The organism is Streptomyces anandii JCM 4720 (assembly GCF_014650655.1).
GTDB classification, from domain to species: Bacteria; Actinomycetota; Actinomycetes; order Streptomycetales; family Streptomycetaceae; genus Streptomyces; species Streptomyces anandii.
The window spans coordinates 28,157-42,337 of record NZ_BMVJ01000022.1 but is presented as its reverse complement, the minus strand read 5'-3'; the positions used below and the strand labels follow the sequence as shown (position 1 = coordinate 42,337).

Genomic DNA, 14,181 nt, shown 5'->3' with positions numbered 1-14,181 from the left:
ACGCGGGGTGGAGCAGCTCGGTAGCTCGCTGGGCTCATAACCCAGAGGTCGCAGGTTCAAATCCTGTCCCCGCTACTCAGACGTGAAGGCCCGGTGTCCACCGGGCCTTCATTGCGTGGGGGCCGGTTCGGACCCGGCACCCGGCGGCTTCGACGCGGGCCTGCGCCCGGCACCGAAACGTGCCGCCCGTTCCCGGTGCCCGTGCGGCCTGGGGGCGGTTCAGGCCGGTGGGGGCAGCACTCCGAGCTGTAGGCGTTCGGCGACCCGGTGCTCGCGCTCGTGCGGCCCCGCCCGGTCAGATGGTTCACCGGGCAGGCAGGGGCAACTCGACAGGGGGCTCCCACCGGCTGCGCGCAGCACCGGTCGGCGGCGGCCCAGGGCCACCTGTGCTGGAGGAACTTTGTGAACGGCGAATCGACCATCCCATCGTGCGAGGCGCGCTTCCCGGCAGTCACGGCGAGCATCAAGGCCGCCCGGCACTGGGTCCGCGACTGCGTGGAAGGTTTCGGCGGCCCGCTGCGCCAGCACCCGGTGATCCAGACCGCCGAACTGCTCGTCTCGGAGCTGATCACCAATGCCATCCGCCACGGCTCCGGCCCGCCCCTGATCCAGGTCACCTGGAACGGGCGGTGGCTGCGCATAGCCGTCAGCGATTCCAGCGAGCGCTGGCCCCGCAAACGCGCCACTGCGAACACCGAGCCCGGCGGTTTTGGTATGCAACTCCTCGAACGACTCGCCCGACGCTGGGGCGTCACCCCGTGTCACCCCGGCAAGACGGTGTGGGCCGAACTCGGCCTCGATTCCTGAGCTCGTCCCGCCTTCCAGGGGTGGGTCACAATGCGATCCCTCGGTCGGCCGCCGGCCGCCGGCCGCCCAATCCCACGCAGCCCGGCGGCCGGGGACTCCTACTCGTCCACCAACTCGCGGACCTCGTCCGTGTCCACACCGGCCCCGATGGCACCACCATTCGCCGCTACCTGCCCGGCTGACCACGAGAACGGGGCGGGCCCCGCTCACTCACTCATGCGTTGCGCCTGCGGCGGCGAGTTTTCGATGACTCCTCATGTGTAGTGCGTTGCCACCCCGGCCTGCTGGGGTGGCTGCCGACTTCCGTGCCGGACCGCGATGCCGGCGGCGCGCCGCGGCCCGAACAAGGCAGTGCTGGCGGGCTGTGGCTCAGGCGTCGATGATGACGGGGATGATGAGGGGCTTGCGGCGATGGGTGCGGAACGCCCAGTTCGCCACGGCGCGGGCGAGGAGCTGTTCGAGTTGGCGCGCGTCCCCGACGCCTTCCTCGGCGGCGGTGGCCAGGGTCTTCTCGATGACGGGGACGACCGGCTCGAAGGTGGTGTCGTCGTGGACGAAGCCGCGGGCCAGAAAGTCGGGGGCCTCGGCGAGGGCGCCGGTGTCCGCGTCGACGATCGCCACCACCGTGACGACGCCTTCGGCGGCGAGGGTGAGGCGGTCCTTGAGGGACGCCTCGGTGGCGCCGCCGACTTCCATGCCGTCCACGTAGACGTTGCCGGCGGGAACCTTGCCGGTGATGGACGCGCGCCCGTCGACCAGGTCGACGACGACACCGTCCTCGGCGATGACGACCCGGTCGGGGTCGACACCGGTACGGATGGCGAGGTCGGCGTTGGCCCGCAGGTGGCGCCATTCGCCGTGCACGGGCATGACATTGCGGGGCTTGACGATGTTGTAGCAGTAGACGAGTTCGCCGGCGCTGGCATGCCCCGAGACGTGCACCTTGGCGTTGCCCTTGTGGACCACGTGGGCGCCCCACCGGGTGAGCCCGTTGATCACCCGGTAGATGGCGTTCTCGTTGCCCGGGATGAGGGAGCTGGCGAGCAGGACGGTGTCGCCCTTGCCGATGCGGATCACGTGGTCGCGGTTGGCCATCCGTGACAGCGCGGCCATCGGTTCGCCCTGGGACCCGGTGCACACCAGAGTGATCTTGTGGTCCGGGAGCTTCTCCAGCTCCTTGGTGCTCACGACCAGACCGGAGGGAACCTTCAGATAGCCCAGGTCACGGGCGATGCCCATGTTGCGGACCATCGACCGGCCGACGAAGGCGACCTTGCGGCCGTGCTGGTGGGCGGCGTCCAGGACCTGCTGGATGCGGTGCACATGGCTGGCGAAGCTGGAGACGATGACCCGGCGCGGCGCGGTGCGCATCACCTGCTCGATCGCCGGGTTCAGCTCTCGCTCGGAGGTGGTGAAGCCGGGTACCTCGGCGTTGGTGGAATCGGTGAGGAACAGGTCCACGCCCTCCTCGCCGAGACGGGCGAAGGCGCGCAGATCGGTGATGCGGTCGTCGAGAGGGAACTGGTCCATCTTGAAGTCGCCGGTGTGCAGCACCATCCCGGCCCGGGTGCGGATCGCGACCGCGAGGCTGTCGGGGATGGAGTGGTTGACCGCCACGAACTCGCAGTCGAAGGGTCCGAGGCCGCGCCGGTCGCCCTCCCGCACCCGCACCGTGCGCGGCCGGATGCCGTGTTCCTTGAGCTTGGCCTCCAGGAACGCCAGCGTCAGCTTGGAGCCGACGACGGGGATGTCGGACCGCTCGCGCAGCAGGTACGGCACGCCGCCGATGTGGTCCTCGTGGCCGTGGGTGAGTACCACGGCCACGACGTCGTCCAGCTGGTCCCGGATCGAGGTGAAGTCCGGCAGGATCACGTCCACCCCGGGCTGGGTCTCCTCGGGGAACAGCACGCCGCAGTCGACGATGAGCAGCTTGCCGGCGTGCTCGAAGACGGTCATGTTGCGGCCGATCTCACCCAGGCCGCCCAGGGCGATGACCCGCAGCCCTCCTTCGGGAAGGGGTGGGGCGGCTTTCAGTTCGGGGTGCGGATGACTCATACCCTGACGGTACCCGGAGAGCGTCCCAGGATGATCCATCGCCTACGGGATCCGAGCGCTCGATACGCCCCGCCGCCGACGACGTACTGCCGCTCGCCGACCGCTGGCCGGGGACGATGCGCTGCTGATGCCGAGGGGTTTGTGTCGAGAGGGGCTTGCCGACCATGCGCCGTCACTGTTCTGACCGTTCGTGCGGTCGGTGCCCACTGGGCGATGAGCCGTCGGGTCGGAAGGTGAACGAGCGTGACCGGTAAGTCCTCCCGCCCTGTGTACCCGCCGACGTCGGCCGGCAGTCGGCTATCGGCAGCTTCTTGTCTGGGCCCGCGAGCGGGGTACGGTGCGCCGGGCCGGCGTGGAAGGCACCGGCAACCTGGTCAGGCCGGTTCCGCGCACCCCTGCGTCATAGGGGCGTCCGTGAGACGTGAGAGGGTCTGGGGCGTGAGTGAGACACCCCCGAACACCCTGCAATACCGCTTTGACGGGCCAGAAGACGCTCCGGTCCTGATCCTGGGTCCCTCACTGGGTACCACATGGCACATGTGGGACCGGCAGATACCGGAGCTCACGCGGCAGTGGCGGGTCTTCCGGTTCGATCTGCCCGGGCACGGTGGTGCGCCCGCGCATCCGGCCGGGGCGGTCTCCGATCTCGCCGCCCGGCTGCTGGCCACCCTCGACGGGCTCGGGGTGCAGCGCTTCGGGTACGCCGGGTGCGCGCTCGGCGGCGCCATCGGCGTCGAGCTGGCCCTGCGCCACCCGGAGCGGCTGGCATCCCTCGCGGTGATCGCGGCGTCGCCGCGGTTCGGCACCGCGGACGAGTTCCGGCAGCGCGGTGTGGTCGTGCGTACCAACGGGCTCGACCCCATCGCCCGTACCTCTCCGGACCGCTGGTTCACCTCCGGGTTCGCCGCAGCCCAGCCGGCGATCACGGACTGGGCCGTGCAGATGGTGCGCACCACCGACCCCGGCTGCTACATCGCCTCCTGCGAGGCGCTCGCCGCCTTCGACGTGCGTGCCGAACTGGGCCGGATCGGGGTGCCGACCCTGGTCCTGGTCGGCTCCGAGGACCAGGTCACCGGGCCCGCCGAGGCCCGTACGCTGGTCGCCGGTATACCGGACGCCCGCCTCGCCGTGGTGCCCGGCGCCTCGCACCTGGTGCCGGTGGAGCAGCCGGCGGCCGTCAGCGACCTGCTCGTACGGCACTTCTCCACCGCCTGGCAGCCCGGCTTCGACGCGACCACAGGACACATGGCGGTCCTCGCGCCCCCGGTGGCGCCCGTCCCCGTGGCGCCCCCGCAGACCGCGCCCGTCGCGGAGATCGCCCCGATGGCGGCGGAGCCGCTGCCCACGGGGCCGCGGGACTCGTACGACGTCGGGCTGAAGATCCGGCGCGAGGTGCTCGGCGACGCGCACGTGGACCGCGAGCTCGCCGAGGCGGACGACTTCTCCCGCGACTTCCAGGAGTTCAGCACCCGCAGCAACTGGGGCGCGATATGGGACCGGCCGGGCCTCGACCGGCGCACCCGCAGCTGTGTCGCGCTCACCGCCCTGGCCGCCGGCGGCCACCTCGAGGAGCTCGCCGCGCACACCCGGGCCGCCCTGCGCAACGGCCTGACGCCCGCCGAGATCAAGGAGGTGCTGCTGCATACGGCCGTGTACGCGGGGATGCCGGCCGCGGGCCGCGCCTTCCGGGTCGCCCAGCAGGTCGTCCGCGAGGAGACCACGCCCGCGGAGTGACGTACGCCCCGGAAGATCATCCGGGCACCGAGGGCACCACCCTGCCGCGCTCCGCGAGAGGTGCCGGCGCGGCAGGATGGGACCCATGAAGCTCACCAAGAAGACCCACGCCTGCGTCCGTCTCGAGAAGGACGGGCGGACGCTCGTCGTCGACCCCGGGATGTTCACCGAGGAGGACGCCGTGGCGGGCGCGGAGGCGGTCCTCGTCACGCACGAGCACCCCGACCACTTCGACGAGGCCCGGCTGCGCGCCGCCCTGGAGGCCGACCCGGAGCTCGCGGTGTGGACGTTGAGGTCGGTCGCGGACCGGCTCGCCGCCGCCTTCCCGGGCCGCGTCCACACCGTCGGCCACGGCGACACCTTCACCGCCGCCGGCTTCGACGTCCAGGTCCACGGCGAACTGCACGCGGTGATCCACCCGGACATCCCCCGCATCACCAACGTCGGTTACCTGATCGACGGCGGACGCGTCTTCCACCCCGGCGACGCGCTCACCGTGCCCGACCATCCCGTCGAGACGCTGATGCTGCCGGTGATGGCGCCCTGGAACAAGATCGCGGAGGTGATCGAGTACGTCCGCGAGGTCAAGCCGCAGCGCGCCTACGACGTCCACGACGCCCTCCTGACCGACCTCGCCCGCCCGATCTACGACAACCAGATCGGCGCGCTGGGCGGCGCCGAGCACCTCAGGCTCACGCCGGGCGCCTCTGCGGAGGTCTGAGCGCGGCGGACCACGGGCCGGGCGGGAGGCGTTGTCAGTCCCGCCCGGTAGGTTGTCAGGCATGCGCATCGCGACCTGGAACGTGAACTCGATCACCGCCCGTCTCCCGAGGCTGCTGGCCTGGCTGGAGAGCAGCGGCACCGACGTGCTGTGTCTCCAGGAGGCCAAGGTCGCCGAGGAGCAGTTCCCGTCCGCCCAGCTGCGCGACCTCGGCTACGAGGCGGCGGTGCACGCCACGGGCCGGTGGAACGGCGTGGCGGTGCTCTCCCGCGTGGGCCTCGCCGACGTGGTCAAGGGCCTGCCCGGCGACCCCGGCTTCGAGGGCGCCGAGGAGCCCCGCGCGGTCTCCGCGACCTGCGGCCCGGTTCGCGTCTGGTCGGTCTACGTGCCCAACGGCCGCGAGGTGGACCACCCCCACTACGCGTACAAGCTCCAGTGGTTCGAGGCACTGCGCGCGGCGGTCGCGGGCGACGCGGCGGGCGGCCGCCCCTTCGCCGTCCTCGGCGACTACAACGTCGCGCCGACGGACGACGACGTCTACGACCGGACGGCCTTCGAGGGCTCCACCCATGTCACGCCCGCCGAGCGCGCCGCCCTGGCCTCCCTGCGCGAGGCCGGCCTCTCGGACGTGGTCCCGCGGCCGCTGAAGTACGAGCACCCGTTCACGTACTGGGACTACCGCCAGCTGTGCTTCCCCAAGAACCGCGGCATGCGCATCGACCTGGTGTACGGCAACGAGCCCTTCGCCAAGGCCGTCACCGACGCCTACGTCGACCGCGAGGAGCGCAAGGGCAAGGGCGCTTCGGACCACGCGCCGGTCGTGGTGGACCTGGACGTCTGAGGCGCGGCACCGGTGCGCTCCGGCGCCGCCGGTGCCACGCTGGGGGCATGAACATCCCCTTCGCGGACAACTGGCGCAAGAAGCGGGGACTGGCGCGCGGTGTCGCGGTGGTCTCGGCGGGTGACGGCCCACCCGACGCGGAGGCCGTCGCCGAACTGCTCTCCGAGTGCGAGCTGCTGCGCTCCCAGGCGGCCGCGGGCGGGGTGCGGCTGGACGACTCGGCGGCCTCGCTGGAGGCGCTCGACCAGCTGCTGCCGCGCTGGCGCGACGACACCGACACCCTGTCCTGGCTCGGCAACGACGCCGGGCTGTACCTGGGCACGGTGGTGGTGCGGACGGTGCCGGGAGCGGGGTGGAGGATCTGGCCCAACGGGCAGCCCGTCGTCCGCCTGGCGTCCAGCCGTGAGATCGACGTGGTCGGCGCGGGCCACGAGTGGGCCGAGGCGGGAGTGCCCGAACTCTCCCAGCTCTACGCGGAGATCTCCGAGGCCTGACCCCGCCGCCCGTCCGCCCGTGGGGACGCGAACGAGCGGGTCGGGGCGGGCGCCAAACCCGGGGCGGTGTAAATACGGCTATTGGGCGGGGAGTGCGTGTCGTGGGTTTTCGCCGGGTTTGTCCGGATAGTTTGCGGCCACCACGACCGCCGAGAGCGAGCAGGACTGCGCATGGCCGAAGGGCGTTCCTCCACACCGGCGGACTCATCGCGCCGAACCTCGACTACGATGTGCCGTTCATCCCTGTGGTGAGGGCGAGCGGGCCCGGAGCCACCGGGACCGGGGCGCTGCTGCCGGGTGGGGTACCCCCCACGGCCCCTCGACCGTAGGGGGCAGCAGCTCACAGAGCCATACCCGGCCGGCGGCAGCCGGAGATCACTGCTCGCGCAGCGGGACGGACAGGTACGACGGATCGTCCGCCGGCGAGGAGAAGGTCAGCTGCGCGCCGGACGGGTTGTGCTCGGTGTAGAGCGGGTCCACCGTGTCCACGACCAGGGCGAGCCGGTGCCCGGACGGGACGTCGTACGCCGTGGAGTACAGCGGCAGATCCACGCCGAACGACTGGCCGGGCGTGCGGTCGTGCCAGGTGAACGGCGCGTGGGTGACCAGCTTGCCGACGCCGAGCGGGCCCACGTCGTACAGGTAGGCGATGAAGGTGCCGCTCTCCTTCGTCGGGGTGAGCGTGGTGTGCAACATCGCGGTGCCGCGCACGCGTTGGGTGGTGGCGTACCGCTCGGACTGCCAGACCGCGGCCCAGCGCCGGGGCAGCAGCGGGACCCACGCCATCGGCGGGATACGGGTCACCTGGTCGAGGATGCTGGAGAGGAACACGATCCCGCCGTCCGCGCCGGAGTCGACGTTCGCGTGGATCGTGGCCGGTGCGGTCAGGTCGAACTTGCGCCGGTCGGCGCCCACCGACTTCCAGTCGGGGTAGCCCTCGTAGCCGTCCGTGGAGCGGGACTTCAGCTGGACCGGCTGCTCGCGGTCGATGCCGTTGTCCTGGCCACGCAGATAGTGGTCGAACCAGCGCCGGGTGTCGGTCCACACGTCGTTGGGGACGCCGAACAGGCCGGGCAGTTCGGCGGTGGCGTGGTCGCCGGGGCGGAACTCCATTCTCTTCGGGCCGGTCAGCCGCTCGTAGAAGTCGGCGTACTGGTTGGGGGCGAAGACGGTGTCGCCCCAGGCGTTGGCGAGCAGGACGGCCGTGCGGTTGTCATTGAGCGCGTCGGCGTAGGTCGCGGGCGAACGTTTCCTCCCCCAGTCGATCAGCTCCTGCTCCTTGACCAGGTTGGAGGCGTAGAAGTCGTCGAACACCTGCCGGGTCTCGGGGCTTTCACGGCCGGCGACCATGCCCGCGGTGTCCAGCACGGCCGCCGCCTGGACGTGCTGGGTGCGATGGGAGTAGATGGCGTCGATCAGATCGGCCCAGCCGCTGAGGGCCGCCACCGCCTTGACCCGCTTGTCGTGTTCGGCGGCGAGCAGGCTGATGCCGGCGCCGTAGGAGACGCCCGCCATGCCGACGCGGGCGGGGTCGGCCGGGGTGTGGGCGAGGGACCAGTCGATGACCTTGGAGGCGTCGGCCCAGTCGGGTGGGCCCGCGACGTCTATCTGGCCGCCGGACTGCCAGAAGCCCCGGACGTTGTAACTGACCACCACATAGCCGGAGTCGGCCAGCTTCTGGGCCTGGACCAGATATTCGACCTGGGGGAAGCCCCAGCTCGTGGGCAGGACGATCAGCGGGTAGGTGCGCGAGCCGTCGGCGCCGGCCGGGGTGACGACGTTGGCCTTGAGGACCGTGCCGCCGTCGCCGGTGATGTCGACGAAGCGGACGCCGTTCGCAGCCGCCTGCGCGGTGGGGGCGGCCGCCAGGGTGCCACCGGCGATCAGCGTCGCCGAGACGGCACCCACTGCGGTCGTGCGCAGGGCCTTGCGGTTGAGTCCCACGGGACACTCCTCACTCGTGCCAGTGCAAAGTGACCTGACGGTAACCTCGGGGGCTCAACAGAAGTAACCCGTCGGTAAGTTACGTGCGGGTAAAGCTTGTTGAAGTGTGGATTTGGTGTGCGCGAACCCCGCTGAAGTGTGCGTTCCGGGTGTGCCGGTCAGCTCGTCGCCCGGTGCGAGGTCCGGGACGCGGGAGCTTCCGGGGCCGGCAGGGGCGCCTGCGCCGCACGGGTCACATCGGCCACCAGTTCGACCACGTCCGGGCCGTACGCCTGGGAGTTGACCACCTTCAGCAGCAGCACGAAGGAGTTCCCGCCGTACTTGCGCGCGAGCCGCTCGTGGTTGCGGGCCAGATAGCGGGTGGCGGCCTGGTTGTCGATCGCGCGCTGGCCGCAGAAGAGGAACACCGGCCGGGCCTCCGCGCGCCGCTCACCGGCCGTCAGCCGGGCCAGCAGCACGTACTCGCTGCGCCCAGCCTCCAGTCGGTAGCGCTCGCCGCCGATCTGGAACGCGCCCCGGTCAGGACCCGGTTCCGCGTCCACGTTCACCCGAACGCCGGGCAGCAGGGAGGAGAGGTGCGCGGCCATCCGCCGGTTGGAGGCCGGCCCTCCCACGCAGAACTCGGTGCGCTCCCCGAAGCCCTGCTGGGCCGCGTCGTGCGCGATCACCTGCGCGCCCGCGTGGCAGTCCTTGATCAGCGCGGAGAGTTCGAGCAGCGCGAAGACGTCGTGCCGGGTTACCGTCAGATCGGGACCGCCCGCGTCCCGGTTGACCACCAGCAGCGACTCCGAGTTGTCCGGCAGCCCGAAGAAGGCCTGCTTGCGCCGCAGCCTGCGCCGCCACAGATAGGTACGGGCCAGCCAGCCGAACGCGGCGCTGATGCCGGCGGCCAGCACGCCGAGGACGATGTTGCGCACGTCGTCATTCATGGGCGCGCATGGTAGCGGCCGAACGCAAACCCGTGTTCGACAACGGGCTTTCATGCCTTCCTGACGTGATCATGTTCATCGATTAGGCTGCCCGGACGGCCTTTTCCCTGGAGGTGCGGATGCGTCGCCCAGTCGCACGCAAACTGGCGGTCCTTGCGGTCTCGGCCGCCGTGGTGTCGGTGGGGGCCACGGCCCCGCCCGCCGCGCAGCCCGACGCGAAACCGAGAGCGGTCCAGAAAACCCCCGTGGCCGTCGGCTACGGCGGCGCCGTGGCGAGCGTCGACGCGGACGCCTCGGCCGCCGGCATCGAGGTGCTGAGAAAGGGCGGCAACGCCGTCGACGCGGCCGTCGCCACCGCCGCGGCCCTCGGCGTCACCGAGCCGTACTCCTCCGGCATCGGCGGAGGCGGCTACTTCGTCTACTACGACGCCCGCACCCGCAGCGTGCACACCATCGACGGCCGTGAGACCGCCCCCCTCACCGCCGACTCCGGGCTCTTCCTGGAGAACGGCAAGCCGCTCGCCTTCAACGACGCCGTCAGCAGCGGCCTGAGCGTCGGCACCCCGGGCACGCCCGCCACCTGGCAGACCGCGCTCGACGAGTGGGGCACCCGGAGGCTCGGCACGGTCCTCGGGCCCGCCGAACGGCTCGCCCGCCACGGCTTCACCGTCGACGACACCTTCCGCTCCCAGACGGCGTCCAACGAGACCCGCTTCCGCTACTTCCCCGACACCGCCAGGCTGTTCCTGCCCGGCGGCCGGCTGCCCGCCGTCGGCTCCACCTTCAAGAACCCCGACCTGGCCCGCACCTATGAGGAACTGGCCCGCGAGGGCGTCGGCGCGATCTACCACGGCGACCTGGGCAAGGACATCGTCAAGACCGTCCAGCACCCGCCCGTCGACCCCGGCTCCGGCTGGAACGCCCGCCCGGGCGAGCTGTCCAGGCGGGACCTCGCGGCCTACCGAGCCAAGCTCCAGGCGCCCACCAAGACCTCGTACCGCGGACTCGGCGTCTACTCCATCGCGCCCTCCTCCTCCGGCGGCACCACCGTCGGCGAGGCGCTCAACATCCTGGAGCGCACGAACCTCTCGCGGGCGAGCGAGACGCAGTACCTGCACCACTTCATCGAGGCCAGCCGCATCGCCTTCGCCGACCGCGGCCGCTGGGTCGGCGACCCCGCCTTCGAGGACGTGCCGACGAGGCAACTGCTCTCCCAGCGCTACGCCGACTCACGCGCCTGCCTGATCCAGGACGACGCGGTGCTCATCAGCCCGCTCGCCCCCGGCGACCCGCGCCACCCCGCCGCCTGCGGCGCCGGCGGCACGGCCGCCCCGACGACGTACGAGGGCGAGAACACCACGCACCTGACGGTCGCCGACCGCTGGGGCAACGTCGTCTCCTACACCCTGACCATCGAGCAGACCGGCGGCAGCGCCATCACCGTGCCCGGCCGCGGCTTCCTGCTCAACAACGAGCTGACCGACTTCTCCTTCGCCCCCGCCAACCCGGCCGTGCACGACCCCAACCTGCCCGGCCCCGGCAAGCGGCCCCGCTCCTCCATCTCGCCGACGATCGTGCTCGACGCGCACAACCGGCCGGTGGTGGCGCTCGGTTCACCAGGTGGCGCCACCATCATCACCACCGTGCTGCAGACCCTGACCGAGTTCCTCGACCGTCACCTGCCGCTCGTCGACGCGATCGCCGCTCCCCGCGCCAGCCAGCGCAACGCGGCGCAGACCGAGCTCGAACCCGCCCTCTACGACAGCGCGTCGCGCGGGAAACTGGAGGCGATCGGCCACTCCTTCAAGGTCAACCCGGAGATCGGCGCGGCCACGGGCGTACAGCGGCTGCCGAACGGCGAGTGGCTCGCGGCGGCCGAGAAGGTGCGGCGCGGCGGCGGCTCGGCCATGGTCGTCCACCCGGAACGGTAGGAGTCTCAGCACCGTTCGTACGGCACCGGGCCCGCCTCACTCCTCGTGAGGCGGGCCCGTTCGCTCTACTCCGTGGGTGCGGGCGTGGGTTCCCGCTCCTGCGCGTCGAAGGTGAGCCGGTCGTCCGCCACGTCCACCGTGACCCGGCTGCCCTCGCCGACCCGGCCGTCCAGCAGCAGCCGGGACAGCTGGTTGTCCACCTCGCGCTGGATGGTGCGGCGCAGCGGACGGGCGCCGTACTCGGGCTGGTAGCCGCGCCGGGAGAGCCAGTCGACGGCCGCGTCCGTGAAGTCCACGGCCACGCCCTGCGCGTGCAGCAGCCTGCGGGTCTTCTCCAGCAGCAGATCGGTGATCTGCCGCAACTGCTCGGTGGTGAGCTGCCGGAAGACGACGATCTCGTCGATGCGGTTGAGGAACTCGGGCCGGAAGTGCTCCCGCAGCGGCCTGAGGATCTGCTCGCGCCGCGCCTCCTCGTCCGCCTCCGCGCCGCCCGGGCCGAAGCCGATGCCCGCGCCGCGCCGGGTGATGGCCTCCGAGCCCAGGTTGCTCGTCATGACGATGACCGTGTTGGTGAAGTCCACCGTGCGGCCCTGGGAGTCGGTGAGCCGGCCGTCGTCGAGCACCTGGAGCAGGATGTTGAACACGTCCGGGTGCGCCTTCTCGACCTCGTCGAGCAGCAGCAGCGAGTACGGGTGCCGACGCACCACCTCGGTGAGCTGGCCGGCCTCCTCGTGCCCCACGTACCCGGGCGGTGCGCCCACCAGCCGGCTGACCGTGTGCCGCTCCTGGTACTCGCTCATGTCCAGGCGGACCATGCGCTCCTCGCTGCCGAACAGCGCCTCGGCCAGCGCCCGCGCCAGCTCGGTCTTGCCGACGCCGGTCGGGCCGAGGAACAGGAAGCTGCCGATCGGCCGGTCCGGGCTCGCCAGACCGGCGCGGGAGCGCAGCACCGCCTCGGAGACCACGGCGACGGCCTCCTCCTGGCCGACCACCCGCCGGTGCAGGTGCTCCTCCAGGCCGAGCAGCCGCTCCTTCTCCTCCTGGGTGAGGCTGCTGACGGGGATGCCGGTCTGCCGGGACACCACCTCGGCGATGGCCTCCGCGGTGACCTCCAGATGCTGGCCCTCGTCGGCCTCCTCACCACCGCTGGCCTGCGCGATCCGCTCCTTCAGCTCGGTGATGCGGTCGCGCAGCTGCGTGGCCCGCTCGTACTGCTCGTCGGAGACCGCCTGGTCCTTGTCGCACGCGAGCTGCTCGACCTCGCGCTCCATGGCCCGTACGTCCGTGCCCTTGGTCCGCGCGCGCAGCCGCACCCGGGCGCCCGCCTGGTCGATCAGGTCGATCGCCTTGTCCGGCAGGCGGCGGTCGGTGAGGTAGCGGTCGGACAGCTCCACCGCCGCCACCAGCGCCTCGTCGGTGTAGCGGACCTGGTGGTGGGCCTCGTAGCGGTCGCGCAGGCCGCGCAGGATCTCCAGCGCGTCGCCCGTGGACGGCTCGGGCACCAGGATCGGCTGGAACCGGCGGGCCAGCGCCGCGTCCTTCTCGATCCTGCGGTACTCCTCCAGGGTGGTCGCGCCCACGATGTGCAGCTCGCCGCGGGCCAGGGCGGGCTTGAGGATGTTGCCCGCGTCCATCGCACCGCCCTCGCCGCCCGCGCCGGCGCCGACCACGGTGTGCAGCTCGTCGATGAAGACGATCAGCCGCTCGGAGTTGGTGCGGATCTCGTCGACGATGTTGTTCAGCCGCTCCTCGAAGTCGCCCCGGTAGCGGGTGCCGGCCACGACGCCGGTCAGGTCCAGGGCGACCACACGTCGGCCGAGGAGCACATCGGGCACGTCGCCCTCGGCGATCCGCTGGGCCAGGCCCTCCACGATGGCCGTCTTGCCGACGCCCGCGTCACCGATCAGCACGGGGTTGTTCTTGCCGCGCCGGGAGAGCACCTCGATCGTCTGCTCGATCTCCTGCTCCCGCCCGATCACCGGGTCGATACGGCCCTCCCGGGCCAGGTCGGTGAGGTCGCGCCCGTACTTGTCGAGCGTGGGCGTGGAGGTGGACCGCTGCCGCTCGGTGCCCGGGTGCGCCGCGGTGTCCGGCGCCTCGGGGGGCAGGCCGGAGGCGGCGAATCGGGCCGCGTTCAGGATGTGCCCGGCGGCGGAGTCGGGGTTGGCGGCGAGCGCGCTCAGCACGTGCTCGGGGCCGATGTAGCCGGCGCCGCTGGCCCGCGCCATGTCGTGCGCGTCCAGCAGGGCGCGTTTGACGGCCGGGGTCAGGGACAGGGAGGTGGGCGGTGGCGTCTCGCCCGGCGGGTGCTGGGCGGGCCCGGACCGCTCGTCGATCTGCGTGGCGAGCGAGTCGGGGTCCGCGCCGGCCCGGCTGAGCAGGCTGCGGGTGGGCTCGCTGGTGAGCGCGGCCCGCAGCAGGTGCTCGGTGTCCAGGTCCCGGCTGCCGTGCTCGGCGGCGTACTGGGCCGCGCCTCTGACGAGTTCCCGGGCGGGCCGGCTGAGCAGCCGTCCGATGTCGATCTGCCGGGGACCGGTGCGGGGTCCGCCGAAGAAGCGGGCGAGGAATTCGCCGAAGGGGTCGCCCTCCGGGCCGATGAAGCCGCTGGTCATCGTGTTCCGTTCCTTCGCTGACGTGTGGCTCCCGCCGGGTAACCGGGAAAAGTGGGGCTCATGCCACGATTGCATGTTCCGTTTGCACGGGCATTTTGGGCGCCTCAGGGGTA

Annotated in this window: 10 protein-coding genes, 1 tRNA gene and 2 pseudogenes; 9 read left to right on the top strand and 4 right to left on the bottom strand. The window is 71.7% G+C overall.

Going from position 1 to position 14,181, the window contains the following annotated elements:
* Position 1 precedes the first annotated feature (1 nt).
* The 3 genes and pseudogenes from IE249_RS29440 to IE249_RS38885 form a co-directional block, all read left to right on the top strand.
* Positions 2-75 (top strand) — tRNA-Met (locus IE249_RS29440).
* Between the two features lie 327 nt (positions 76-402).
* Complete coding sequence (locus IE249_RS29435; RefSeq protein ID WP_189709614.1) at positions 403-807, top strand: ATP-binding protein; 405 nt, start codon at positions 403-405, stop codon at positions 805-807.
* 50 nt (positions 808-857) lie between these two features.
* A pseudogene (locus IE249_RS38885) lies at positions 858-989 on the top strand (ATP-binding protein); the annotation flags it as partial.
* A gap of 187 nt (positions 990-1,176) precedes the next feature.
* Here the strand turns inward: IE249_RS38885 and IE249_RS29430 are convergent.
* Positions 1,177-2,862, bottom strand: coding sequence for a ribonuclease J (locus IE249_RS29430; protein ID WP_189709612.1), 1,686 nt, complete (start codon positions 2,860-2,862; stop codon positions 1,177-1,179).
* Between the two features lie 438 nt (positions 2,863-3,300).
* On the opposite strand from IE249_RS29430, the gene pcaDC reads away from it, so the two are divergent.
* The 5 genes and pseudogenes from pcaDC to IE249_RS40135 all read left to right on the top strand — a co-directional run.
* Positions 3,301-4,596 (top strand): bifunctional 3-oxoadipate enol-lactonase/4-carboxymuconolactone decarboxylase PcaDC, encoded by a 1,296-nt coding sequence (gene pcaDC, locus IE249_RS29425; protein ID WP_189709609.1) that lies wholly within the window; start codon positions 3,301-3,303, stop codon positions 4,594-4,596.
* Positions 4,597-4,681: 85 nt separating this feature from the next.
* Entirely contained in the window at positions 4,682-5,317 is a 636-nt protein-coding gene (locus IE249_RS29420; RefSeq protein ID WP_189709607.1) for an MBL fold metallo-hydrolase, read from the top strand.
* 61 nt (positions 5,318-5,378) lie between these two features.
* Positions 5,379-6,158, top strand: coding sequence for an exodeoxyribonuclease III (locus tag IE249_RS29415; RefSeq protein ID WP_189709605.1), 780 nt, complete (start codon positions 5,379-5,381; stop codon positions 6,156-6,158).
* A 47-nt stretch (positions 6,159-6,205) separates the two neighbouring features.
* The gene (locus tag IE249_RS29410; RefSeq protein ID WP_189709603.1) at positions 6,206-6,652 is read left to right on the top strand and encodes a DUF6278 family protein; all 447 of its coding nucleotides are present in this window, start codon (positions 6,206-6,208) and stop codon (positions 6,650-6,652) included.
* Positions 6,653-6,837: 185 nt separating this feature from the next.
* Positions 6,838-6,981 (top strand): annotated as a pseudogene (locus IE249_RS40135) (amino acid ABC transporter permease); the annotation flags it as partial.
* Between the two features lie 46 nt (positions 6,982-7,027).
* Here IE249_RS40135 and IE249_RS29405 read toward each other — a convergent pair.
* On the bottom strand, positions 7,028-8,596 hold the full coding sequence (locus IE249_RS29405) for an alpha/beta fold hydrolase (RefSeq protein ID WP_189709601.1): 1,569 nt from the start codon (positions 8,594-8,596) through the stop codon (positions 7,028-7,030).
* Positions 8,597-8,754: 158 nt separating this feature from the next.
* The gene (locus IE249_RS29400; protein ID WP_189709599.1) at positions 8,755-9,525 is read right to left on the bottom strand and encodes a hypothetical protein; all 771 of its coding nucleotides are present in this window, start codon (positions 9,523-9,525) and stop codon (positions 8,755-8,757) included.
* Positions 9,526-9,644: 119 nt separating this feature from the next.
* Here IE249_RS29400 and ggt point away from each other — a divergent pair, with 119 nt between their 5' ends.
* On the top strand, positions 9,645-11,456 hold the full coding sequence (ggt, locus tag IE249_RS29395; RefSeq protein ID WP_189709597.1) for a gamma-glutamyltransferase: 1,812 nt from the start codon (positions 9,645-9,647) through the stop codon (positions 11,454-11,456).
* Between the two features lie 65 nt (positions 11,457-11,521).
* On the opposite strand, the gene IE249_RS29390 is transcribed toward ggt, so the two are convergent.
* Positions 11,522-14,068, bottom strand: coding sequence for an ATP-dependent Clp protease ATP-binding subunit (locus IE249_RS29390; RefSeq protein WP_189709595.1), 2,547 nt, complete (start codon positions 14,066-14,068; stop codon positions 11,522-11,524).
* Between the last annotated feature and the right edge of the window lie 113 nt (positions 14,069-14,181).

What these genes read in the sequence shown, in the direction of transcription:
- IE249_RS29430 (WP_189709612.1), bottom strand. Translation starts at nt 2,862, where the DNA reads ATGAGTCATCCGCACCCCGAACTGAAAGCCGCCCCACCCCTTCCCGAA.
- IE249_RS29420 (WP_189709607.1), top strand. Translation starts at nt 4,682, where the DNA reads ATGAAGCTCACCAAGAAGACCCACGCCTGCGTCCGTCTCGAGAAGGAC.
- IE249_RS29415 (WP_189709605.1), top strand. Translation starts at nt 5,379, where the DNA reads ATGCGCATCGCGACCTGGAACGTGAACTCGATCACCGCCCGTCTCCCG.
- IE249_RS29410 (WP_189709603.1), top strand. Translation starts at nt 6,206, where the DNA reads ATGAACATCCCCTTCGCGGACAACTGGCGCAAGAAGCGGGGACTGGCG.
- IE249_RS29400 (WP_189709599.1), bottom strand. Translation starts at nt 9,525, where the DNA reads ATGAATGACGACGTGCGCAACATCGTCCTCGGCGTGCTGGCCGCCGGC.
- ggt (WP_189709597.1), top strand. Translation starts at nt 9,645, where the DNA reads ATGCGTCGCCCAGTCGCACGCAAACTGGCGGTCCTTGCGGTCTCGGCC.
- IE249_RS29390 (WP_189709595.1), bottom strand. Translation starts at nt 14,068, where the DNA reads ATGACCAGCGGCTTCATCGGCCCGGAGGGCGACCCCTTCGGCGAATTC.